This is a genomic window from Paracoccus liaowanqingii (assembly GCF_004683865.2).
Taxonomy (GTDB): Bacteria; Pseudomonadota; Alphaproteobacteria; order Rhodobacterales; family Rhodobacteraceae; genus Paracoccus; species Paracoccus liaowanqingii.
In genome coordinates this window covers 425,790-448,536 of record NZ_CP038439.1, presented here as the reverse complement: position 1 = coordinate 448,536, position 22,747 = coordinate 425,790, and the positions used below count along the sequence as shown (strand labels likewise).

Here is a 22,747-nt window from a genome sequence, read left to right as displayed (position 1 = left end):
CCCAGCTAGACAAGGCTTAATCAACCTGCAGGAGCCTTCCATGACCGCCCCCGATTTCGACAGGATCATCGACCGGCGCGGCACGCGCTGCAGCAAGTGGGACGACATGCAGGCGGCCTATGGCGTCTCGGTCGAGGACGGGCTGGCCATGTGGGTGGCCGACATGGACTTCGCGCCCCCCGCGGCGGTGCAAGAGGCGGTGCAGGCGGCGGTCAGCCATGGCGTCTACGGCTATCCCGGCACCAACGCGCCCTATCTGCAGGCGATCCGCTGGTGGATGGCCGCCCGCCACGACTGGCAGATCGACACCGACTGGATCACCACCTGCGCCGGGCTGGTGAACGGCGTGGCGATGGCGCTGGACGCCTATACCCGGCCCGGCGACGGGGTCATCGTGATGAGCCCGGTCTATCACGCCTTCGCCCGGGTGATCCGCGCGGCGGACCGCGACCTGGTCGAACTGCCCCTGGCGCTGCAGGACGGCCAGTACCACATGGACTGGCCCGCATGGGAGGGGATGCTCAAGGGCCACGAGCGGCTGCTGATCCTCTGCTCGCCTCACAATCCCGGCGGCCGCGTCTGGTCGCCCGAGGACCTGACCGAGGTGGCCGCGTTCTGCCGCCGCCACGACCTGATCCTCGTCTCGGACGACATCCATTGCGATCTGGTGATGCCCGGCGCCCCCCGCCACCGGATGGTGGCGACCGTGGTCCCCGACATCGCCGACCGGCTGGTGACGCTGACCTCGGCCACCAAGACCTTCAACATCGCGGGCGCCCATCTGGGCAACGCGATCATCGCCGCTCCCGACCTGCGGGCGCGGTTCCGCCATGCGCTGGCGGCGCGCGGCGTCTCGGTGGGGATGCTGGGCATGGACATGGTCGCCGCCGCCTATTCGCCCGAGGGCGCCGCATGGGTCGATGCGCTGATGACCTATCTGGACGGCAACCGCCGCATCTTCGACGCGGGCGTGAACGCGATCCCGGGGCTGCGCTCGATGCCGCTGCAGGCCACCTATCTCTCCTGGGTCGACTTCTCGGGCACCGGCATGACGCCCGCCGAAGTCACCGCCCGGGTCGAGGGACCGGCCCGCATCGCCGCCAATCACGGCCTGACCTTCGGCACCGGCGGCGCGGACTTCCTGCGCTTCAACATCGCCACCCCCCGCGCCCGCATCACCGAGGCCGTCGCCCGCCTGCAATCGGCCTTCGCCGACCTGCAGTGACACCTCCGCGCGACGCCGGCGCACGGCCTGTGCACGCTCGGTGCCGCCCCGGTGCACAGCCGGTGCCCCCCCTTCGGCCCGTTCATCTTGGCCCAAATATCCTCGGGGGGTGAATTGGCCGGCACGGCCAAGAGGGGGGCGCGAGCGCCCCCCTTCCCGCCCCACCGCACCCCCACCGCCCGCGTTGCAACCCCGTCCCGCCCGGCCTATACAGCCCGCAACCCGAACCCCAAAGGCATCCCGCATGGTCTATCTGGATTTCGAAAAGCCGCTCGCCGACATCGAGGGCAAGGCCGAGGAACTGCGCACCATGGCCCGCAAGGGCGAGGGGGCCGTCGATGTCGAGAAGGAGGCCGCGGCGCTGGACCGCAAGTCCGCCGACCTTCTGCGCGATCTCTACAAGGCGCTGGATCCGTGGCGCAAGACGCAGGTCGCGCGCCATCCCAACCGGCCCCATTGCAGCGACTACATCCAGGCCCTCTTCACCGACTACACGCCGCTGGCGGGCGACCGCGCCTTCGGCGACGACCATGCGGTGATGGGCGGAATCGCGCGCTTCAACGACGCGCCCTGCATGGTCATCGGCCACGAGAAGGGCAACGACACCAAGTCCCGCATCCACCACAATTTCGGCATGGCCCGACCCGAGGGCTATCGCAAGGCCATCCGCCTGATGGACATGGCCCATCGCTTCGGCCTGCCGGTGATCACGCTGGTCGACACGCCCGGCGCCTATCCCGGCAAGGGCGCCGAGGAACGCGGCCAGTCCGAGGCGATCGCCCGCTGCACGATGAAGTGCCTCGAGATCGGCGTGCCGCTGGTCAGCGTCATCATCGGCGAGGGGGGATCGGGCGGCGCCGTGGCCTTCGCCACCGCCAACCGCATCGCCATGCTGGAGCATTCGATCTATTCGGTCATCTCGCCCGAGGGCTGCGCCTCGATCCTGTGGAAGGATGCCGAGAAGATGCGCGACGCCGCCGAGGCGCTGCGCCTGACCGCGCAGGACCTGAAGAAGCTGGCCGTGATCGACGCGATCATCCCCGAGCCCCTGGGCGGCGCGCAGCGGGCCCCTGCCGACGCGATCGCCGCCGTGGGGGTCGAGATCGCCGCCATGCTGGCCGATCTCAAGGGCCTCAAGCCCGCCGACCTGGTCAAGGACCGCCGCGCCAAGTTCCTGGCGATGGGCTCCCGGGGCCTCGCCGCCTGAGCCTCACATCTCTGTGACCCGAATGCCACAGCCGCGTCAAAATGGCGTGGCTGTCCTTCTTTGCGGTATTGTGCGATTCAGGGCGCTGCGCCAGCGTGCAACTCTGCCCGCACCCATGCGCAAGAAGGAGGGGCGAATGACCAACACGCAATTCACCCCCGCCCGGATGCACATCGGTACATCGCGACAGCGCAAGCTGTCCTGATCGCCGCCCTCACGGGCAGACCCACCGACGCCATGACCTGACCTGACCTGACCGCTTTCCTGCGGGCCTGTCCGCATGGCGTCATCCCCCCACCCCCGACCAAACCGACCGATCAAGGCCCCGATGGCCTTGCCGGTCCCTGTTCCGGAGAGACCCGATGATTGCTGACCTGCATCCGCAGAGCGCGCGCCTGGCGCCCGCCATCCACCGCCTGATCGCCCGCCACGGCGCAACGGCGGTCCTCTGGGCCGCGATCCGCGCGGCGCTGCTGCTGCGGCGCAGGCGGGCGCGGCCGCCCGATCCCTACCTGCTCAGCCCGCACATGCGGCGCGACATCGGCCTGCCACCCGACGGCCCGCATGTCCCCCGCTATTACGAGCTGAGGTGACCCTGGTCCCGGGCGGCGCCATCCGCGTCGTCCGGGACTGGCAGGACGAGGCCCGCCTCGGCCATCAGCCGGTCGGAATGGGTCTCGATCTCGGCCTCCAGCCGGGGCAGCAGACCCTCGGCGGGGACGTCGGGACCGATGACCGGCAGGAACTCGACCACCGCCCGGCCCGACCGGATGCCCCATCCAGCCCGCGGCCAGAACAGGCCGGTGTTCACCGCGACCGGCACCACCGGCAGGCCGGTGCCCGACCGGATCGTCGCCACCCCCTGCTTGTAGGGGCGGCGCTGTCCCGGCAGGGTCCGCGTCCCCTCGGGATAGATGATCAGCTGCCCCAGCCCCTCGGCGGCCATGCGCGCGTTGATGGTGGTCGAGATGGCGGCCATCGCGTTGCGGCCCTTGCTGCGGTCGATGGGAATGCAGCCGGTCTTCCACGCATACCAGCCCATGATCGGCACGCGCATGACCTCGCGCTTCATGATGAAGGCGCGGCGGGGCACGGCATGGGCGATGATCAGGATGTCCCAGAAGCACTGGTGCTTGGCGGCGACGATGCAGTCGTCCGCGGGGGGCGTGCCGCGGATCTCGCAGGTCAGGCCCATGTAGACGCGCGCCGCCCAGACCAGATGCGCGATCCAGCGCGTGGCGATGCGGTTGGCGCCCTCGCGCCCCTGCCGCAGGGCGGGCAGGCCCAGAAGCCCGATCACCAGCGTCGCCAGAGCGATATGGACATAGAACAGAAGATTGCGCAGATGCTGCAGCGGCGTCATCGGACCGGGCCGGGCTGTGGAACCCGTGGCCGCGGGTCTGGCGCTCATCGCACCGCCTCCAGCATCTTCAGGGCCGCCCACCGCGTCGCCAGGAAGCCCACGCCGGCGGCGACCAGCGGGATGGTCAGAGGCATCAGCCAGTCCCAGCCGTGAAAGCCCAGGCCCGTCAGGAACCCGCCCGCCGCACTGGCATCGGGCAGCAGCGCGATGCCCCCCATCCCGGCCAGGGTGCCGATCACCGATCCCACCGCGGCGCGGCGGGTGAAGCGGCGCACGAAGGCCGTGGCGATGGTCAGGTCGCGCGCCCCGATCAGGCGCAGCACACGGATCACCTGCACGTTTGCCGCCAGCGCCGCCTTGGCCGCCAGCGTGATCATCGCGGCCGAGGCCGCCCCGATCAGCACCAGCGACACGATCCCCAGCACCCGCAGCCGGTGCGCCGCCGAGACCAGCGGCCGACGCCATTCGGTATGGTCGTCCAGCACCGCGCCGGGCGCCTCGGCCTCCAGCCGCAGGCGCAGGCCCTCGGCGTCGAAATCGTCGCCCGTCACGGGCAGGTCGATCAGCGCGGGCACCGGCAGCGCATCGACCGGCATGTCGGGGCCGAACCACGGCTCCAGCAGCTGCGCCAGCTCGTCCTGCGGCAGCAGGCGGGGCTGGCCCGCGCCCGGCGTCGTCTGCAAAATCGACAGGGCGGATTGCACCTCGGCCTCCTGCTGGGCCACGGGGGCGCTGACGCGGATGGTCACGCTGCCCGCCAGTTCCTGCGACCAGCGATCCGCCAGCCGCCCCGTCGCCAGCGCCAAAGCCAGCGCGAAGACCGCCAGGAACGCCATCGCCCCGGCCGAGAACAGCGTCAGCTGGGCCGTGAAGCCGGTCGGCGGCACGATGCGGTCACCCTTGCCGCCCTCGGCCCCGGCCAGGCCGCGCCACAGCGCCATCAGGTTCAGTCCGCGCATGCCGTTCCCGCTCCTCACAGATCCGCCCCCGCCAGTTGCAGGTTGCCGCCCGAGATCCGCAGCACCCGCGCCGTCACCTGCGCCTTGGTGGCGCGGATCAGGTTCAGGTCATGGGTTGCGACCAGCACGGTCTTGCCCGACTTGTTCAGCTCGATCAGCAGCTGCATCAGCCGCATCGACATGTCCCAGTCCAGATTGCCCGTGGGCTCGTCCGCCAGCACCAGATCGGGCGACAGGATCACCGCCCGGGCCAGCGCGGCCCGCTGACGCTCGCCCCCCGACAGCGACGGCGGCAGGGCGCGGGCGTGCTGGGACAGGCCCACCCAGCCCAGAAGATCGCGCAGCGCCTCCATGTCGACCTCTTCCCCGGCGACGGTCAGCGGCAGGGCCACGTTCTCGGCCAAGGGCAGGTGGTCCAGGAACTGCGGCTCCTGATGAACGACGCCCACGCGGCGGCGCAGGTCCGAGATCTGGTCGCGCGACAGGGCGCGCAGGTCCTGGCCGAAGGCGGTCATCTGCCCGGCGGTCGGCAGCAGGTCGGCATAGCACAGCCGCAGCAGCGTGGTCTTGCCCGAGCCCGAGGGCCCGGTGAGGAAATGGAACATGCCCGGCTGCAGGGTCAGCGTCATGCCCGACAGCAGCTCGGTCCGGCCCTCGGCGTCCTGCCCCTGTCCGCCCGGCTTGTGCCCGTCCGGCTTGTGATAGCCGAAGCCGACCTCCCGCATCTCGATCACGCGCAACCTCGTTTCCGTTCCGGCCCGTCTGACGCGGGACCTCTCGTCCGGCGGCTTGGAAGCCGGACCCGCGCTTGATAGAACAGCCCTGCGACGATTGCGAGGGTGGCATGGCTGACATCGAGTTGATCTGTCCAGGCTGCGGGGCCGATTACGCCCTGCCCGCCGGGGCCATTCCGCCTGCCGGGCGCGAGGTCGAGTGCAGCCGCTGCGGCCATGTCTGGCAGGCCACGCCCCCCGCGCCCGAGGGGCCGCTGGACCTGGGCAGCTACACCCGCCCCAAGGGGGCCGCGCGCGTGGCCCCCGCCACCCGCCGCCCGGGCGGTGGCCCGACGCCCCTGCCCGCCGGGAACGAGGACGCGGACGACCGCCCCGCCGACATCCCCCTGCCCCCGGCCAGCAAGCGGCTGTCGCCCGACCTGCTGGACCTGCTGAGGGACGAGGTCGACCGCGAGAAGCGGCTGCGGGATGCCGAGGCGAAGGGGGTGGAAGTACGGGACAGGACGGCAGGGGACACTGAAACCCGCGCCGACACCGGACCGGCCGTCCCTCCGAACGCCCCGGATCAGGACGAGAACGGCATCTCGCATGCTGCCGGACCCGGGGACGAGATCGACTGGCCCGCCACCACCGTCACCCTGCCCGCCGGCAGTTCGCGGTCGATGACGCCCATGGCGCAGCCCCCGGTTCTGCTGACCCCCGCGCCCGACCCGATGCCCGCCCCCGCACCGGCCCCGGTCCTGCTGACGCCGAAGCCCCGACCCGAGCCTTCGCCCGCGCGCGAACCCATGCCGGTCCCCCGCGCCGAGCCGTCGCCCAGACCGGCCCCCGCCGTTCCCCGTCCCGGCCTGTCGCCCGCCGCCCTGGCCGCGAACCTGCGCGCGGATGGCTCGGCCCCCGACCGGGCGCCGCAAGCCCCCCGCGGCCCCGCGGAGGCGGCACCCGAGCGCCGCCCCGCCGCCTATCGCATTGGCCTGGGCCTCGCGGCGCTGCTGGTCGCGGCGATCATCGCGGTCTATCTGCTGGCGCCCGTCGTGCAGCCGCAGGACGGAGCCGTCGCGCAGACCCTGTCCGCATGGCGGTCCGATCTGGACCTGGCCCGGCTGTGGCTGGACGGGCTGCTGCGGCGGCTGATCCCCTGAGCGGCGCCTAGAACCGGTCCAGCAACCGGCCCAGGTAATCGCGCTCGTCCTGCGGGCGGTCGGGCTGGCCGCTGCGGCGGCGAATCTCGTCCAGCAGGTCGCGCGCGCGCCGCGCCGGGTCCACGCCTTCGGCCAGAGGATCGCCATTGGTGATCGCATTGCCGCCGCCCGCACTTTCGCGCCCCAGGGGGTCCAGCATCGGGCGCCCGTCGCGCGGCATCTGCCCCTGACCGCCCTGCGCCGACTGGCCGGGCTGGGCGCCGGGCTGCTGGCCGTCCTGGCCCTCCTGCCCGTCCTGGCCCTGCTGACCCTCCTGCCCCTGCTGCGCCAGCATGTCACCCAAGGCGCGCATGCCCTCGCGCATGGACTGGATGGCATCGGCCTGCCGCTGCAGTGCCGTGCCGGGATCGCCGTCGCGCAGGGCCTGCTCGGCCTCGTCCATCGCCCGGCCCGCCTCGTCCAGCTGCCGCCGCGCCGCATCCCCTTCCGGCGATCCCTGCCCGGGCATCAGCCCCTGCTGCTGGCCCAGATCCTCGCGCAGGCCGCGCTGGCGGTCGGCCAGGCTTTCGCCGCCTTCGCCCTCGCCCTCCCCCTCGCCCTCGGCGCCGGGCTGGCCCTGGCCCTGGCCGAACTGCCGCTGCATGTCGCGGAAGGCCTCGTCGGACAGGCGCTGCTGCTCGCGCAGCGTGTCGGCCAGGCGGTTCATGGGCTGGTTGCCCTGCCCGTTCTCCTGGCCTTCGCCCTGCTGGCCCTGGCGGACCTGCAGGTTCTCCATCATGCGGTTGAACTGCTCCAGCAGGGCCTCGGCCTCGGCCATGCGGCCCTCGTTCATCAGGCGCTGGATCTCGTCCATCATCTCCTGAATCTGATCGCCGGTGATCTGCTGGCCGGGCTCGTCGCCCCGGTCGGGACTGTCCGCCTGATCCCCGGGCTGGCTCTGCTGGGCCAGCATGTCGGTATAGGCATCGGTCGCATCGCGCAGCTCGTCCATCAGGCGCTGGATCTCGTCGGGGCTGGCGCCGTTGCGGATCGCCTCGGACAGCTTCTGCTGCGCCTCGCGCATCTGCTGCAGCGCATCGGCCAGACCGCCATCCTCCAGCTGAACGGCGGCCTCCCACAGGGCCTCGGCCAGCCGGTCGCGGGCCTCGGGGGTGAAGCCGTCGCCCTCCAGCAGCCCCACGGCCCCGCGCAGCTCGGCATAAAGGTCGGCGGCCACAAAGCCCTCGGGCTGCCAGGTGACGGCGCGCAGGATCTCGGCGCTGCGGCGGGCATTGTCGCGCGACCACAGCAGATCGCGCCGCATCTCGATCAGCGCCGCCGCGAAGGGATTGAAGAAGCGCCGCCCCGGCAGGGCGACGGGCATCGGGTCGGACTGGCCGACCTGCGCGATGCCGTCCTCTGCGCGCAGGGTCACCGTCACCGACAGGTTGGCCCAGGGGTGGCGCGACAGATCCTCGGCCAGCTGGCCCCGGACCTCGCGCCGGTCGCCGCGCGGCAAGGGCAGGTCCAGCGCCACCGGCTCGCGCGGCTCGGGCTGGATCGCCAGGCCGAAGCGGCGGTCGACGGCGCCCAGGTCCAGCGCGATCACTGCCTGCCCCTGCACGACGCCATGATCGTCGCCCGCCTCGAAATCCTGCAGCATCCGACCGTCAGCCCGCCGCACCGGCGCGGCCCCCGCCCGGATGACCGGAGGCGCATCCGGCAGCACCGTCACGTCGAACTGCCGGTCCGCGATGCGGATGGTGCCCGACTGCTCGGCACGGAAGGCCGAGGCCCCGGCCGCGTCCTCGCCCGCCGGACCGATGTCCTGCTCGGGCGCCGCACCTCCGTCATAGAGGCGAAAGCTGACCGTGCTGCCCTTGGGCAGTTCCAGCGCCACGGGCAGGGTCCCCGCCTCGCCCGCCAGCGCATTCAGATAGATCGTCGGGCGCCGCGTATAGGCGGGCGGCTCGGCCCATCCCTCCCAGGCCGGGCCGGTGGGCACGGCCTCGCCGGGCGCGGGCGCGGTCATCGTCGCGGCGATGGCCCGCAGGCCCTGGCCGGTCTGCGCCGCGCCCCCGAAGACCAGCGCCATCACCAGCGCGACCATGCCCGCCAGCCGCAGCGCATAGGGATCGCGCCGCGCCAGATCCGCATCGGGCCGCACCGCCCGCGCCGCCAGGGCCGCCGCCTGCATCTGCGCCAGATGCGCCTGCCACAGCGCACCCTCGCCGCCGATCGCGGCCCGGTCGGCCAGCGCGCTCAGGGGCCGCCCCGGCAGGGTCCGGTCCAGCCGCGCCAAAGCCTCGGCCTGCCGCACCCGGCGATAGCGCCAGCCGCCCAGACCCGCGAAAGCGACCACCGCCAGCAACCACGCCCCGGCCACCCAAAGCAGCACCGCATCCGGCAACCCGGCCACCGCCCCAAGCGCCAACGCCGCGAAGCCCACCGCCAGAAGCGTGACCAGCGGCCAGAAGGCCCGCGCCCCGCGCTCCCACGCCATGCCCCACCGGGTCAGGCGCAGCGCCCGGGCCACCGGCCCCGTCTTCTTCATGAAAATATCCTCGGGGGTCCGGGGGCGGACAGCCCCCGGCCCTTGGTCCCGCGCCTGACGTCGGTTCAAAGCCATGCGGGGATGCTATCGCGCCCCAGCATGTCCTCATATGTCGGCCGTGCCCGGATGACGGCGAAGTGATCGCCCTGCACCAGAACCTCGGGCACCAGGGGCCGCGAGTTGTATTCCGACGCCATCACCGCCCCATAGGCCCCGGCCGAGCGAAAGGCCACCAGCTGCCCTGCCGCCATTCCGGGCAGCTCGGCGCCCTTGCGGAAGGTGTCGCCCGATTCGCAGACCGGGCCCACCACGTCATAGGGCTGCACCCCGGCGCCCACCGCAGGCTCGATCAGCGGGACGATGTCGTGATGCGCCCCGTACATGGCCGGGCGCAGCAGGTCGTTCATCGCCGCGTTCAGGATCAGGAAATCGCGATCCTCTCCGCGCTTGACATAGATGACCTGCGACAGCAGCACGCCCGCATTGCCGACGATGTTGCGGCCCGGCTCGATCTCGATCTCGCAGCCCAGATCGCCCACCGTCTCGCGGATGACCTGCCCGTAATCCAGCGGCAGCGGCGGCGCCGAGTTGTCGCGGCGATAGGGGATGCCCAAGCCCCCGCCCAGGTCCAGCCGGGTGATCGCATGTCCCTCGGCCCGCAACGCGCGGGTCAGGTCCGCCACCTTGGCATATGCTGCGCGGAACGGGTCCAGGTCGGTCAGCTGGCTGCCGATATGCACGTCCACGCCCACGACCCGCAGCCCCGGCAGCGCCGCCGCCTCGGCATAGACCTCGATCGCGCGCGAGATCGGGATGCCGAACTTGTTGTCGGACCGGCCGGTGGCGATCTTCTCGTGCGTCTTGGCATCCACGTCGGGGTTCACGCGGACGGCCACCGGAACCTCGACCCCCATGCCGGCGCAGAGCGCCGACAGGGCCCGCATTTCGGGCTCGGATTCCAGGTTGAACTGGCGGATGCCGCCCTCGATCGCCATGCGCATCTCGGGGATGGTCTTGCCGACGCCGGAAAAGACGATCCGGTCGCCCGGCACGCCCGCCGCCTTCGCGCGCAGGTATTCCCCGCCCGAGACGACATCCATCCCCGCGCCCAGATCGCCCAGCAGCTTCAGCACGGCCAGGTTGCTGTTCGACTTGACCGCAAAGCAGACCAGATGGTCGGTCCAGGCCAGGGCCTGCCGGAACAGGCCGAAATGCCGCGTCAGGGTCGCCGCTGAATAGACATAGACCGGCGTTCCGACATGCTGGGCGATGCAGGACAGGGCCACGTCCTCGGCATGCAGCTCGCCGTGCTTGTACTGGAAATGATCCATCTACAGCCGGGCCGACACGCCGATCCGCGCGTCTCCGCTGAGGGTGACGCCCATCTGCTGCTGCAGGGGCTTTTCCACCGGGCGTTGGGGCGCGCCGTCGACGCCGCAGGCCGACAGCATCACGACCGGCGCCAGAAGGGCCACGAGGGACAGACGGATCATGCCAGTTTCTCCTTCCAGCGGCCGATCTGCGCGCGGACCTGATCCGGCGCGGTGCCGCCATAGCTTTGGCGCGAGGCGACGGACTTGTGCACGCCCAGCACGTTGAACACATCCTGCCGGATCTGGCCATGCACCGATTGCATGTCCTCCAGCGTCAGGTCGGGCAGATCGACGCCCCGCCCCTCGGCCATGGCGACCAGCGATCCGGTGACGTGATGGGCGTCGCGGAAGGGCAGGCCCAGTTCGCGCACCAGCCAGTCGGCCAGATCGGTCGCGGTGGAAAAACCGATCCCCGCCGCCGCCTCCAGCCGGTCGCGGTTGGCGGTCAGGTCGGACAGCATCCCCGTCATCGCCGCCAAGGCCAGCATCAGCGTGTCGGCGGCGTCGAAGGTCTGTTCCTTGTCCTCCTGCATGTCCTTGGAATAGGCCAGGGGCAGGCCCTTCATCACCGTGAACAGCGCCACCGTCGCGCCCAGGATCCGCCCGATCTTGGCGCGGATCAGCTCGGCCGCATCGGGGTTGCGCTTCTGCGGCATGATCGAGGAGCCGGTCGACCACTTGTCCGACATCGACACGAAGCGGAACTGGGCCGAGGACCAGATCACCAGCTCTTCCGCCAGCCGCGACAGGTGCACCGCGCAGATGGCCGAAGCCGACAGGAACTCCAGCGCGAAATCGCGGTCGCTGACGGCGTCCAGGCTGTTGGCCATGGGCCGGTCGAAGCCAAGCGCCTGCGCCGTCATGTCCCGGTCGATGGGATAGCCGGTCCCCGCCAGCGCCGCCGCGCCAAGGGGCGATTCGTTCATCCGGGCGCGGGCGTCCTGGAACCGCGACAGATCGCGGCCGAACATCTCGACATAGGCCATCATGTGATGGCCCCAGGTCACCGGCTGCGCGGTCTGCAGATGGGTGAAGCCCGGCATGACCCAATCGGCCCCCGCCTCGGCCTGCGTCACGGTGGCGCGGATCAGGGCGCGCAGCCCCTCGATGGCGGCGTCGCACTGGTCGCGCACCCACAGCCGAAAATCGGTCGCCACCTGGTCATTCCGGGACCGGCCCGTGTGCAGGCGGCCCGCGGGCTCGCCGATGACCTCCTTCAGGCGGGCCTCCACGTTCATGTGGATGTCCTCCAGCGCGGTCTGGAAGGGGAAATCGCCGGCCTCGATTTCTGACAAGACGGTGAGCAGGCCTTTCCCGATCGCCTCGGCATCGCTATCGCTGATGATGCCTGTGGCGGCCAGCATGGCCGCATGGGCTCGGCTGCCCCGGATATCCTGGGCGTAGAGCCGCCGGTCGAACCCGATCGAGGCGTTGATCGCCTCCATGATCGCATCCGGCCCGGCGGCAAAGCGCCCGCCCCACATGCTGTTGGCAGAGGTCTTGGGCCGGTCGGTCATATATCAGTCCTTCGGAGGTCACATGCTGCGTTCCGCCCTGCTTTATACGGCCCTTGTTTTCGGTGCAAACGCCGCCTTCGCGGCAGAGCCCGACTGGCAGGCCGCCCGCGACGGGGGGCTGGACAAGCTGGTCGTGGCCGACGCGCCCGTCCCCGTCCCGGACACCGAGTTCACCGACCCCAAAGGCGGCACCCATACCTTGGCCGACTGGCAGGGCCAGGTGGTGATGCTGAACTTCTGGGCGACCTGGTGCGCGCCCTGCCGCGAGGAGATGCCCGCGCTGGACCAGTTGCAGGCCGAGATGGGCGGCGATGATTTCCAGGTGGTGACCATCGCCACGGGCCGCAACGCCCCCGACCGGATCGACGACTTCTTCGACGAGGTGGGCGTCGAAAACCTGCCCGTGCTTCTGGACCCGCGCCAGCAGGTCGCCCGCGCGATGGGCGTGGTGGGCCTGCCTGTCACCGTGCTGATCGACCGCGAGGGGCGCGAGGTCGCCCGCTATCTGGGCGACGCGGAATGGGATTCCGAGGCCGCCAAGGCGCTGGTCACGCAGCTGACAGCGCCCTGACCTCGGCATGCCGGGGGCAGGTCGCCAGATGGTCGTTGACCATGCCGGTGGCCTGCATGAAGGCATAGATGATGACGGGGCCGCAAAAGCCGAAGCCCCGCGCCTTGAGGGCCTTGGACATGGCGCGCGACTCGGCGGTCTCGGTCGGCACCGCCGCCATGTCGGGCCAGGCGTTTTGGATCGGCGCCCCGCCGACAAAGGACCACAGCCAAGGGGCAAAGCCGTTCTCCGCCTCGATCCGGCCGAACAGCCGGGCGCCGCGCACCGTCGCCTCGATCTTGCCGCGATGGCGCACGATGCCGGGGTTCTGCAGCGCGCGGGCCACGCGGGCCTCGTCCCACAGCGCCACGCGGGCGGGGTCGAAGCCGTCGAACTCGGTGCGGAAGGCGTCGCGCTTTCTCAGGATGGTGATCCAGGACAGGCCCGCCTGGAACCCGTCCAGCACCAGCTTTTCCCACAAAGCGCGCGGGTCGTGTTCGGGCACGCCCCATTCGCGGTCGTGATAGGCGACATAGACCGGATCGGTCCCGCACCACGGGCATCTGTCAGTCATCGATTAACCCTGAGCCCAGAAAGCCGTCATGATTCACCTCAGGTTAGGGCATCATGGCCAGACTGCAAGACGACCCGATCCCCATGAGGCCCTTCGTGAGCGACATGACCACAGACAACAGCTCGCCCCTGGACGATGCGATCCGCCGGCAGAACCGCCTGACCCTGTCGGCAGTCGCGGCGGCGGTGGAAAAGCGCAGCGCCACACTGGCCTTCCAGCCCATCGTGCAGGCCGACCAGCCGGGCCGCGCCGCCTTCTACGAGGGGCTGATCCGCATCATCGACGCCACCGGCCGGCTGGTGCCCCTGCGCGATTTCATGCCCCAGGCCGAGGTCACGGAACTGGGCCGCAAGATCGACTGCCTGTCGCTGTCGCTCGGCCTGCAGACGCTGGCCGAGGATCCCAGCCTGCGCCTGTCGATCAACATGTCGGCGCGCTCGATCCTCTATCCCGACTGGATCGGCGCCCTGCGGCGCGGCATCACCGAGGATCCGACGGTGGGCGAGCGGCTGATCCTCGAGATCACAGAAAGCTCGGCCATGGGCATGCCCAACGAGGTGCAGGGCTTCATGGCGGAGGTGCAGGGCCACGGCATCAGCCTGGCGCTGGACGATTTCGGGGCGGGCTATACCTCGTTTCGCTACCTGCGGGACTTCTGCTTCGACATGATCAAGATCGACGGGCAGTTCATCCGGGAGATCGCCACCAAGCCCGACAACCAGGTCCTGACCCGGGCGCTGCAATCCATCGCGCATCATTTCGACATGTTCACCGTGGCCGAGGCGGTCGAGACGGCGGACGAGGCCGCCTTCCTGATCGACATCGGCATCGACTGCCTGCAGGGCTATTACTTCGGCGCCCCGACCATCGCCCCGCCCTGGCGCCGCCCCCCCTCCCTGGCCACCCGCTGAGGGCGATCCCCAGTCCGAACCGATCGGTTCAATCGCGCGGGATCATCCTAAAGTCACAGGGTTCGGCTTGACCTTGCGTCGCGAAACAGCATCCTGACCCCAGATGCCGGCCAGCCCGGCAGCAGAGGGAAGGAGCCCGTCATGACCAAAGCCGTTATCGTTTCCGCCGCCCGAACCCCGGTCGGAAGTTTCCTGGGGGCGTTCGCGAATGTGCCCGCCCATGATCTGGGGGCTGCGGTCCTTGCCGAGGTCGTCGCACGGTCGGGCATCGACCCGGCCGAGATCGACGAGACGATCCTGGGTCAGGTCCTGACCGCCGCCCAGGGGCAGAACCCCGCGCGCCAGGCGCATATCAAGGCGGGCCTGCCGCAGGAATCCTCGGCCTGGGGGATCAACCAGGTCTGCGGATCGGGCCTGCGCGCGGTCGCGCTGGCGGCGCAGCAGGTGATCCTGGGCGATGCCCGCGTCGTGCTGGCGGGCGGGCAGGAAAGCATGTCGCTGTCGGCCCATGCGGCCTATCTGCGCAGCGGCCAGAAGATGGGCGACATGCAGTTCATCGACACGATGATCCGCGACGGGCTGTGGGACGCGTTCAACAACTACCACATGGGCCAGACGGCCGAGAACGTCGCCAACAAGTGGTCCATCGACCGCGACCAGCAGGACGAATTCGCGCTGGCCTCGCAGAACAAGGCCGAGGCGGCGCAGGTCGCCGGACGCTTCGACGACGAGATCGTGGGCTACACCGTCAAGACCCGCAAGGGCGACACAGTCGTGGACAAGGACGAATACATCCGCCACGGCGCCACGATCGAGGCCATGCAGAAGCTGCGCCCGGCCTTCGCCAAGGAGGGGTCCGTGACGGCGGCGAATGCCTCGGGCCTGAACGACGGCGCGGCGGCGGTGATGGTGATGACCGAGGACGAGGCCGCGCGCCGCGGGCTGACGCCCCTGGCCCGCATCGCCAGCTATTCGACCGCCGGCCTGGATCCGGCGATCATGGGCACCGGCCCCATCCCCGCCAGCCGCAAGGCGCTGGAGAAGGCCGGCTGGTCGGTGGGCGATCTGGAGCTGATCGAGGCGAACGAGGCCTTCGCCGCCCAGGCCTGCGCCGTCAACAAGGAGATGGGCTGGGATTCGTCCATCGTGAACGTGAACGGCGGCGCCATCGCCATCGGCCATCCGATCGGCGCCTCGGGCGCGCGGGTGCTGAACACGCTGCTATTCGAGATGAAGCGCCGCGACGCCAAGAAGGGCCTGGCGACGCTGTGCATCGGCGGCGGCATGGGCGTCGCCATGTGCCTCGAGCGCTGAGGAAAATTCCGGCGCGCAACGATCTTGCGCGCCGGGTGTCTGTTGTTTACCAAGATTTCAAGGTACCAGGGAGGGGAACATGTCCAGAATTGCACTTGTCACCGGAGGCTCGCGCGGGATCGGCGCCGCCATTTCGAAGGCGCTTCAGGCCGCAGGCTATACGGTCGCGGCCAACTATGCCGGCAATGACGACGCGGCCCGCGCCTTCACCGAGGAAACCGGCATCAAGACCTTCAAGTGGTCGGTGGCGGATTACGACTCCTGCGCGCAGGGCGTGGCGCAGGTCGAGGCCGAGCTGGGGCCCATTGACGTGCTGGTCAACAATGCGGGCATCACCCGCGACGCGCCCTTCCACAAGATGACGCCGCAGCAGTGGAAAGAGGTCATCGACACCAACCTGAGCGGCGTCTTCAACATGACCCACCCGGTCTGGCCGGGCATGCGCGAGCGCAAGTACGGGCGGATCATCAACATCAGCTCGATCAACGGGCAGAAGGGCCAGTTCGGCCAGGTGAACTATTCCGCCGCCAAGGCGGGCGATCTGGGCTTCACCAAGGCCCTGGCGCAGGAGGGCGCGCGCGCCAACATCACCGTGAACGCGATCTGCCCCGGCTATATCGCGACCGAGATGGTGATGGCGGTCCCCGAGAAGGTGCGCGAGTCGATCATCGCGCAGATCCCCGTCGGCCGCTTGGGAGAGCCCGACGAGATCGCCCGCGCGGTCGTCTTCCTGGCGTCGGACGAGGCGGGCTTCATCACCGGCTCGACCATCAGCGCCAATGGCGGTCAGTTCTTCGCCTGACCCCCAGGGCACAATGACAAAAGGCCCGCGCGGATTGCGCGGGCCTTCTTCATGAATTCTTCACGGTTCAACGATATCAGTGGGCGTATCGGGTGATCTGTTCCTTCAGACGAAGTTTTTCGCGCTTCATCGCGGCGATCTCGAGATCGCTGGTGCCCGGACTTCTCTGGGCCCTTTCCACGGCAGCAGACAGGTTCTGGTGTTTCTTGCGAAGTTCCTCGACATGCGAAGCAACAGTCATCACATCCTCCTGTATGGTTGTGTCGGACAGGTCGAGTGCACCACAGGAATTCGATTCTGTCACGAGACTTTCGCAATCCCCAGGTCGATGGGCGCCCCGTCGCGCAGGATTGCCCCCGCGCGGGCAGTCAGATCCTCGCCATCGCGGTGATGGGCGTCCTCGGCATGGGTGATCAGCGGCGCCAGCAGGCGCAGGGGGCTGCGCGCGCCCTTGCGGGCGGCGACCAGCACCCGCCCGGCGGGGCGACCGGTCCGCGCGGCGATGGGCAGGATGGTGATGGCGCCCGCACGGCCCTGCAGCGCGGCCATGACCCCGTCCAGCCGATCGGCGCGCTGGATCGCCACCAGCCAGCCGCCGGGCCGCAGCCGCCGCAGCCCGGCATCGATCCACAGCGACAGGGGCGTGTCCTCAAGCCGCGCCCCGGCCCGGCCGGGATCGGGGGCGGGCGTACCCCCCAGGAAGAAGGGCGGGTTCATCAGCACATGATCGAAGGGGGCAGCGCGCAGCGCGGGCGGCGGATCGGCCAGATCGCCGGTCAGCACCGTCAGCGCGATCCCGTTCGAGGCCGCATTGGCGCGGGCCAGATCGGCGTAATCGGCCTGACGCTCCAGCCCGGTCAGGGTCAGGCCGGGGACGCGCCAGCCCAAGCACAGGATGGCCGTGCCCGCCCCGCAGCCCAGTTCCAGCACCGCCTGCCCCGCTTGTGCCGGGCAGGCCGCCGCCAGCATCACCGCATCGGCGCCCGCACGATAGCCCCGCGCGGGCTGGGCGATGCGCAGCCGTCCGTTCAGGAAGCCGTCGAGGCGGGTGTCACTCATCCAGCCCGTTGTCGCGCAGGATGGCGCGGGCGATGAATTCGTCGCGATCCGCGACCATCAGGCGCGCGGGCAGGATCCCGATCGAGCCCTCCAGCACGCTCATGTGCTGGTCCATGGGAAAGGTCATGATTCCCTCGCCTTCGAGCAGGCTGGTGGCGGCGGACATGCGGACCGGGTCGTTGCTGCGAAAAAGCTCTTTCATGGGCGCGACGTTAAGCGGCAGTTGCGCATTTGTCGATGCCGTGGCAATGCGTGAGGCGCAGATACGGGGTACGCCATGACCATGCAGGACAACGTCCGCAAACCGCTGGATCGGCTGAGCGAGGCCCTGACCGACGAGATGGCGGCGGTGAACGCGCTGATCCGCGACCGCATGGCCAGCCGGCACGCCCCCCGCATCCCCGAGGTGACCGCCCATCTGATCGAGGCCGGCGGCAAGCGCCTGCGCCCGATGCTGACGCTGGCCGCGGCCAAGCTGCTGGGCTATCCCGGGCCGTGGCACATCCATCTGGCCGCGACCGTCGAATTCATCCACACCGCCACGCTGCTGCATGACGATGTGGTGGACGAAAGCCGCCAGCGGCGCGGGCGCCCGACCGCCAACCTGCTGTGGGACAACAAGTCCAGCGTGCTGGTCGGCGACTATCTGTTCGCCCGCAGCTTCCAGCTGATGGTGGAGCCCGGCAACCTGCGCACGCTGGAGATTCTGGCCAATGCCAGCGCCACCATCGCCGAGGGCGAGGTGCTGCAGCTGACCGCGGCCCAGGATCTGGCGACGGATGAAAGCGTGTATCTTCAGGTGGTTCGCGGCAAGACGGCGGCGCTGTTCTCGGCCGCGACCGAAGTGGGGGGCGTCATCGCGGGCGCGCCCGACGATCAGGTGCGGGCGCTGTTCGACTATGGCGACGCGCTTGGCATCAGCTTCCAGATCGTCGACGACCTGCTGGATTACGGCGGCGCGACCGAGACGATCGGCAAGGACGTGGGCGACGACTTCCGCGAGCGCAAGCTGACCCTGCCGGTCATCAAGGCCATCGCCCAAGCCACCCCCGAGGAGCGCGCCTTCTGGGCCCGCACCATCGAGAAGGGCGACCAGCACGAGGGCGATCTGGACCAGGCGCTGGCGCTCTTGGCGCGGCACGGCGCGATGGCGGCGGCGCGGCGCGATGCGCTGGACCATGCGGCCCGCGCCAAGGCGGCGCTGACGCTGCTGCCCGCCCATCCGATCCGCGACATGCTGTCCGACCTGGCCGATTTCGTCGTCAGCCGCGTCGCCTGAAGCCCCCCTCACCGCCCGTCCACGGCCCATGCACCGCGCGTGCACAGGTTGTACACAGGTCTGATCCGTCAGGATAATCCGGCCCCCCGCAATGCGGAAGGGGCGGGCCGCCTGCGCGACCCGCCCCCTCTCCGGGAAGAGACCCTTTGGGTTACTTGGCTTGCACGAAGTCGGGATAGGCCTCCATGCCCATCTCCGAGATGTCGAGGCCGCTGATCTCGGCTTCCTTGCTGACGCGGATGCCCATCGTCGCCTTGAGGATCGACCAGACGATCAGGCTGAGGATGAAGACGAAGCCGCCCACGCACAGCACGCCGATGGCCTGGGTGACGAAGCTGGTGCCGTCATTGGTCAGCGGCACGACCATGGTGCCCCAGATGCCCGCGACCAGGTGGACGGGGATGGCGCCGACCACGTCGTCGATCTGGAACTTGTCCAGCAGCGGGACCACGAAGACCGCGATCGCCCCACCGACGCCGCCGATCAGGATGGCTGCGAAGACGGACGGCATCAGCGGCTCGGCGGTGATGGACACGAGACCCGCCAGCGCGCCGTTCAGGACCATGGTCAGGTCGATCTTGCCGTAGAGCAGCTGCGTGACGATGATCGCCGCGACCGCGCCGCCCGAGGCCGCCATGTTGGTGTTCACGAAGATCCGGCTGACATCCGCCGCGTCATTGACCGAACCGATCGCCAGCTGCGAGGCGCCGTTGAACCCGAACCAGCCCAGCCACAGGATGAAGGTGCCAAGCGTGGCCAGCGCCAGGTTCGAGCCCGGCATCGGCTGCTGGCGGCCGTCGGGGCGGTACTTGCCCGTCCGCGCGCCCAGCACGATCGCACCGGCCAGCGCCGCAAAGCCGCCCGCCGCATGGACCAGGGTCGAGCCCGCGAAGTCCGAGAAGCCCATCTCCGACAGGAAGCCGCCGCCCCACTGCCAGCTGGCCTCGATGGGATAGATCAGGCCGGTCAGCACGACCGTGAAGATCAGGAAGGGCCACAGCTTGACGCGCTCGGCCAGGGTGCCCGACACGATCGAGGCCGTGGTGGCGCAGAACATCAGCTGGAAGAAGAAGTCCGAGCCCGCCGAATAGCCGTCATCGGCCGTGCCCGCGCCCACCGGGTCGATACCCTTGGGGCTGAAGATCTGCCCGACGATGCCCTGCACCGTCCAGCCGTCGCCCGGATACATCAGGTTGTAGCCGATCAGCCAGTACATGATGCCCGCGATCGCGAACAGCGCGATGTTCTTGAACAGCTGGGTGGTGACGTTCTTGGACCGCACCAGCCCCGCTTCCAGCATGGCAAAGCCCGCGGCCATCCACATGACCAGGAAACCGCCGATCAGGAACAGCAGCGTATTGAAGATGTAAGCGACATCCGCGCTGACGGCGACCGCCGCCTCCACGGGCGCCGCGGCGTCCTGCGCGGCGGCGGGGAAGGCCGCCAGCGTCGCAAGTGTCGCGATGAGCGGGAGGGTCTTGTTCATGTGATGTAACCTCGCTTCGTGCCGCAGCCGCCGGTCCGGCTGCCATCGCCCCTTTCATCTGCAATTCCGCCCCTTGGGCAAAGACGCGCCGACCGCCCGGCGGGGCGGAATCCGGATCTGCTTCTTTGTTGGGCGAAATTGGGGTGCCTCGCCCGGGATTCGGGCAGGATCTGTCTGATGGATGCGCGAATTTGCCCGCCTTCCGGGCAGGCTGCCGCCGCAGGCGCCACTGCGGCCCGCTACTGGCCGGTCCCTTGGGCCCTGTCGCACCGGCAACGGGCGGCCATCACGGATTGGTCACCCCAATTCCCCTGGGCCCCGTCTTGCTGTAGTCTGCCGCCAATCCCATGGCCGGACCAACCGGCATCGCAGTCACGCAGGCATCCGACTCATGAAACGACCCACCGGCACCCCGACCCGCACGGGCAGAAGTCCTGTTGCTGACAAGCGCAGCCAACCCGCGCCTGCCAAGGCCACGCCCCGCAGGGTCACGCGCCACCGCAAGCCCAAGCGCGGCGGCATCCTGGGCTGGATCGCCGGCTTCGTCACACTGATCTGGCGGATCGTCTGGGGCTCGGTCTGGCGGCTGGCGATGACCGTCGCGCTGATCATCGGGGCGGCCAGCGCCTATTTCTACGTCAGCCTGCCCGAGGCGTCCGAGCTGTTCGACGGCCGCGCCCGGGGCAGCGTCACCATGCTGGACCGCGACGGCCGGGTCTTTGCCTGGCGCGGCGAGACCTTCGGCGCGGTGGCCAGCGACCAGATCGCCCCGATCCTGCGCGAGGCGGTGCTGTCGACCGAGGACCGGCGCTTCTACCGCCACCTGGGCGTCAGCCCGCGCGGCATCGCCAGCGCGGTGCGCATCAACATGGCCGAGGGCCGCGGCCCGCTGGAGGGGCATGGCGGGTCGACCATCACCCAGCAGGTGGCCAAGCTTCTGTGCCTGGGCGAGACCTTCGATCCCACCCGCTTCGCCAACGAGGCCGAGTTCGAGGCCGAATGCCGGTCGGGCGGGATCTGGCGCAAGATCAAGGAAATCCCCTATGCCTTCGCGATGGAGGCCAAGTACTCCAAGGACGAGATCCTCAGCATCTACATGAACCGGTCCTATCTGGGCGGCGGCGCGCGCGGCTTCGAGGCCGCCAGCCAGCGCTATTTCAACACCCCCGCCAGCCAGGTGAACGCCTCGCAGGCGGCGATGCTGGCCGGTCTGCTGCCCGCGCCGAGCCGCCTTGCCCCCACCGCCAACCTGCAACGCAGCCAGGAACGCGCCAGCGTGGTTCTGGGCCTGATGGCGCAAGAGGGATATCTGACCGACGAGGAACTGGCACAGGCGCGGGCCAATCCCGCCACGCTGTCCCAGGCCGCGACCGCACGGGCGGGCGGTTATTTCGCGGACTGGCTGATGGAATCGGGGCCGGGCTTCCTGACCTCCGAGACGACCGAGGACGTGACGATCACCACCACCTTCGACCAGCGCATCCAGCGCGCGGCCGAGCGGGCGCTGCAGCAGGTCTTCGACGAGAAGGTCAAGGACGGCTCCACCGCCGAGGCGGCCGTGGTCGTGATGTCGGCGGACGGCGCGGTGCGCGCGATCATCGGCGGGCGCGACACGCGGGTGAACGGCGTCTTCAACCGCGCGACGCAGGCCAAGCGGCAGACCGGGTCCAGCTTCAAGCCCTTCGTCTATGCGGCGGCGCTGGAGGCGGGCTATTCCCCCGCCGACAGGATCGAGGACGGGCCGCTGACCATCCGCATCCCCGGCGGGCGCAACTGGCAGCCGCAGAACTACAGCCGCAACTATCGCGGCATGGTCACGCTGACCACCTCTCTGGCGCAGTCGCTGAACACCTCGACCATCCGCCTGCAGGAGGCGGTGGGCCGCGATCAGGTGATCCGGGTCGCGCGCGACTTCGGGATCGTCAGCAACCTGACCACCAGCCCCTCGCTTGGACTGGGCGCCTCCGAGGCGACGCTGCTGGAGCTGACCGGCGCCTATGCGGGCATCCGGAACGGCGGCACCTCGGTCGCGCCCTATGGCGTGGTCGAGGTCACGATGCAGGGCGACGACCGCGCGCTGATGGGCCAGACCGGCGGCTTCGGAGAGCGCGTCATCAGCCAGCGCGCGGCGGGGCAGCTGATCTACATGATGCAGCAGGTGATCTCGTCGGGGACGGGCACGCGGGCGCAGCTGGGCGATCGCCCGGTGGCGGGCAAGACCGGCACCACCAGCAGCTATCGCGACGCCTGGTTCGTGGGCTTCACCGAGCAGTACGTGACCGGCGTCTGGATGGGCAATGACGACAACGCGCCGCTGACCGGCGTCACCGGGGGCGGGCTGCCCGCCGAGATCTGGCAGGCGGTGATGTCCGAGATCCATGACGGGCTGCCGGAACTGGCGCTGTCCACCGTCTCGCCCGATGGCAGCGGGATCATCATGTCCTCGGGCGGCTCGACCCCGCAGGTGGTGACCAGCGGCTCGGCCGACGATCCGCTGGCGGCGGCGCTGGCCGGGGTGATGAACTCGGTCGAGCAGCAGAACAGCGGCGGCGGGCGGGTGATCGGCGCGCCCTCGACCGAGGTGACGGGCGGCGCCCCGGTGACCCCGGGCGACAGCGTGGGGGCCAGTTCCGACGATGCGCTGTCGCGTGCGTTGCAGGGGATCCTGGGGGGGAACTGATCCCCCCGCCCTTCGGGCCATGAAAAAGACCGCCCGGTT

The 22,747-nt window shown here is 69.9% G+C and carries 22 protein-coding genes; 10 read left to right on the top strand and 12 right to left on the bottom strand.

Annotated elements, in window-relative coordinates; genetic code table 11:
- Nucleotides 1–40: 40 nt before the first annotated feature.
- From E4191_RS02115 to E4191_RS02105, 3 genes are all read left to right on the top strand, one after another.
- The gene (locus E4191_RS02115; protein ID WP_135311943.1) at nucleotides 41–1,225 is read left to right on the top strand and encodes a MalY/PatB family protein; all 1,185 of its coding nucleotides are present in this window, start codon (nucleotides 41–43) and stop codon (nucleotides 1,223–1,225) included.
- A gap of 244 nt (nucleotides 1,226–1,469) precedes the next feature.
- Nucleotides 1,470–2,432: an acetyl-CoA carboxylase carboxyltransferase subunit alpha gene (locus E4191_RS02110; protein WP_135311942.1), complete on the top strand. Its 963-nt coding sequence runs from the start codon at nucleotides 1,470–1,472 to the stop codon at nucleotides 2,430–2,432.
- 362 nt (nucleotides 2,433–2,794) lie between these two features.
- A complete protein-coding gene (locus tag E4191_RS02105; RefSeq protein WP_135311941.1) occupies nucleotides 2,795–3,025 on the top strand; it encodes a hypothetical protein in 231 nt (76 codons plus the stop codon).
- On the opposite strand, the gene E4191_RS02100 is transcribed toward E4191_RS02105, so the two are convergent.
- From E4191_RS02100 to E4191_RS02090, 3 genes are read right to left on the bottom strand one after another with little or no spacing between them, the layout of a single operon-like run.
- Nucleotides 3,010–3,843, bottom strand: a complete 834-nt coding sequence (locus E4191_RS02100) for a lysophospholipid acyltransferase family protein (protein WP_228461479.1) — start codon at nucleotides 3,841–3,843, stop codon at nucleotides 3,010–3,012. The two genes, E4191_RS02105 and E4191_RS02100, sit on opposite strands and share 16 nt — an antisense overlap.
- Nucleotides 3,840–4,754, bottom strand: a complete 915-nt coding sequence (locus tag E4191_RS02095) for a cell division protein FtsX (protein ID WP_407947036.1) — start codon at nucleotides 4,752–4,754, stop codon at nucleotides 3,840–3,842. Before E4191_RS02095 ends, E4191_RS02100 begins: the two co-directional genes overlap by 4 nt.
- 14 nt (nucleotides 4,755–4,768) lie before the next feature.
- On the bottom strand, nucleotides 4,769–5,488 hold the full coding sequence (locus E4191_RS02090) for a cell division ATP-binding protein FtsE (RefSeq protein WP_407947035.1): 720 nt from the start codon (nucleotides 5,486–5,488) through the stop codon (nucleotides 4,769–4,771).
- Nucleotides 5,489–5,598: 110 nt separating this feature from the next.
- Here E4191_RS02090 and E4191_RS24505 point away from each other — a divergent pair, with 110 nt between their 5' ends.
- Nucleotides 5,599–6,630: a zinc-ribbon domain-containing protein gene (locus E4191_RS24505; RefSeq protein ID WP_135311940.1), complete on the top strand. Its 1,032-nt coding sequence runs from the start codon at nucleotides 5,599–5,601 to the stop codon at nucleotides 6,628–6,630.
- Between the two features lie 7 nt (nucleotides 6,631–6,637).
- Here the strand turns inward: E4191_RS24505 and E4191_RS02080 are convergent, their stop codons facing one another.
- The 4 genes from E4191_RS02080 to argH form a co-directional block, all read right to left on the bottom strand.
- Entirely contained in the window at nucleotides 6,638–9,163 is a 2,526-nt protein-coding gene (locus E4191_RS02080) for a DUF4175 domain-containing protein (protein ID WP_228461477.1), read from the bottom strand.
- A gap of 65 nt (nucleotides 9,164–9,228) precedes the next feature.
- Complete coding sequence (lysA, locus tag E4191_RS02075; protein WP_135311939.1) at nucleotides 9,229–10,494, bottom strand: diaminopimelate decarboxylase; 1,266 nt, start codon at nucleotides 10,492–10,494, stop codon at nucleotides 9,229–9,231.
- Nucleotides 10,495–10,656: an argininosuccinate lyase gene (locus tag E4191_RS02070; RefSeq protein ID WP_135311938.1), complete on the bottom strand. Its 162-nt coding sequence runs from the start codon at nucleotides 10,654–10,656 to the stop codon at nucleotides 10,495–10,497.
- Complete coding sequence (gene argH, locus E4191_RS02065; RefSeq protein WP_135311937.1) at nucleotides 10,653–12,053, bottom strand: argininosuccinate lyase; 1,401 nt, start codon at nucleotides 12,051–12,053, stop codon at nucleotides 10,653–10,655. The genes E4191_RS02070 and argH overlap by 4 nt, the downstream gene beginning before the upstream one ends.
- Before the next feature lie 22 nt (nucleotides 12,054–12,075).
- On the opposite strand from argH, the gene E4191_RS02060 reads away from it, so the two are divergent.
- Complete coding sequence (locus E4191_RS02060) at nucleotides 12,076–12,624, top strand: TlpA disulfide reductase family protein (protein ID WP_228461475.1); 549 nt, start codon at nucleotides 12,076–12,078, stop codon at nucleotides 12,622–12,624.
- Here the strand turns inward: E4191_RS02060 and E4191_RS02055 are convergent.
- Entirely contained in the window at nucleotides 12,602–13,177 is a 576-nt protein-coding gene (locus tag E4191_RS02055) for a DNA-3-methyladenine glycosylase I (protein WP_135311935.1), read from the bottom strand. The genes E4191_RS02060 and E4191_RS02055 overlap by 23 nt on opposite strands.
- 53 nt (nucleotides 13,178–13,230) lie before the next feature.
- Here E4191_RS02055 and E4191_RS02050 point away from each other — a divergent pair, with 53 nt between their 5' ends.
- From E4191_RS02050 to phbB, 3 genes are all read left to right on the top strand, one after another.
- The gene (locus tag E4191_RS02050) at nucleotides 13,231–14,088 is read left to right on the top strand and encodes an EAL domain-containing protein (RefSeq protein WP_407947034.1); all 858 of its coding nucleotides are present in this window, start codon (nucleotides 13,231–13,233) and stop codon (nucleotides 14,086–14,088) included.
- Nucleotides 14,089–14,229: 141 nt separating this feature from the next.
- Nucleotides 14,230–15,402, top strand: a complete 1,173-nt coding sequence (locus E4191_RS02045; RefSeq protein WP_135311934.1) for an acetyl-CoA C-acetyltransferase — start codon at nucleotides 14,230–14,232, stop codon at nucleotides 15,400–15,402.
- Nucleotides 15,403–15,481: 79 nt separating this feature from the next.
- Nucleotides 15,482–16,204, top strand: coding sequence for a beta-ketoacyl-ACP reductase (phbB, locus tag E4191_RS02040; protein ID WP_135311933.1), 723 nt, complete (start codon nucleotides 15,482–15,484; stop codon nucleotides 16,202–16,204).
- A gap of 76 nt (nucleotides 16,205–16,280) precedes the next feature.
- Here phbB and E4191_RS02035 read toward each other — a convergent pair whose 3' ends face one another.
- The 3 genes from E4191_RS02035 to E4191_RS02025 are packed head-to-tail and all read right to left on the bottom strand — an operon-like array spanning nucleotide 16,281 to nucleotide 17,465.
- Complete coding sequence (locus E4191_RS02035) at nucleotides 16,281–16,445, bottom strand: YdcH family protein (protein ID WP_135311932.1); 165 nt, start codon at nucleotides 16,443–16,445, stop codon at nucleotides 16,281–16,283.
- 59 nt (nucleotides 16,446–16,504) lie between these two features.
- Entirely contained in the window at nucleotides 16,505–17,263 is a 759-nt protein-coding gene (locus E4191_RS02030; protein ID WP_135311931.1) for a tRNA1(Val) (adenine(37)-N6)-methyltransferase, read from the bottom strand.
- On the bottom strand, nucleotides 17,256–17,465 hold the full coding sequence (locus E4191_RS02025; protein WP_135311930.1) for a putative signal transducing protein: 210 nt from the start codon (nucleotides 17,463–17,465) through the stop codon (nucleotides 17,256–17,258). The genes E4191_RS02030 and E4191_RS02025 overlap by 8 nt, the downstream gene beginning before the upstream one ends.
- Nucleotides 17,466–17,540: 75 nt before the next feature.
- Between E4191_RS02025 and E4191_RS02020 the strand changes: the two genes are divergently transcribed.
- Nucleotides 17,541–18,542, top strand: a complete 1,002-nt coding sequence (locus E4191_RS02020; protein WP_135311929.1) for a polyprenyl synthetase family protein — start codon at nucleotides 17,541–17,543, stop codon at nucleotides 18,540–18,542.
- Between the two features lie 151 nt (nucleotides 18,543–18,693).
- On the opposite strand, the gene E4191_RS02015 is transcribed toward E4191_RS02020, so the two are convergent.
- The gene (locus tag E4191_RS02015) at nucleotides 18,694–20,028 is read right to left on the bottom strand and encodes an ammonium transporter (RefSeq protein WP_135311928.1); all 1,335 of its coding nucleotides are present in this window, start codon (nucleotides 20,026–20,028) and stop codon (nucleotides 18,694–18,696) included.
- 391 nt (nucleotides 20,029–20,419) lie between these two features.
- Here E4191_RS02015 and E4191_RS02010 point away from each other — a divergent pair, with 391 nt between their 5' ends.
- Nucleotides 20,420–22,708 (top strand): transglycosylase domain-containing protein, encoded by a 2,289-nt coding sequence (locus E4191_RS02010; RefSeq protein ID WP_135311927.1) that lies wholly within the window; start codon nucleotides 20,420–20,422, stop codon nucleotides 22,706–22,708.
- The last annotated feature ends 39 nt before the right edge of the window (nucleotides 22,709–22,747 follow it).